General features: G+C 34.6%; 1 protein-coding gene. It reads right to left on the reverse strand.

The window, feature by feature from the left end:
• Window positions 1-237, reverse strand: a 237-nt coding sequence (locus AAEZ06_RS28260; RefSeq protein ID WP_350617519.1) for a glycogen/starch/alpha-glucan phosphorylase, incomplete at both ends; no start/stop codon positions are given.

The following is a 237-nucleotide window of genomic DNA, read 5'->3' on the forward strand; positions in this document are numbered from 1 at the left end:
GTAATACTTTTTCGAACAAAGCCACAGACCATTTTTCTAATGCTTCTGGTAATAAAGTATGGTTGGTGTAAGCAAATGTTTCTTGACAGATTTTCCAAGCAGAATCCCAATCTAAACGCTCTTCATCAACTAAGATGCGCATTAATTCAGGAATAGCAATCGTTGGGTGTGTGTCATTTAATTGAATTGCCACTTTTTCAGGTAATAACGATAAATCTTTATTTGCACGTTTAAAAC

It is taken from the genome of Pseudomonas sp. HY7a-MNA-CIBAN-0227 (genome assembly GCF_040310325.1).
Lineage (GTDB): Bacteria > Pseudomonadota > Gammaproteobacteria > Pseudomonadales > Pseudomonadaceae > Aquipseudomonas.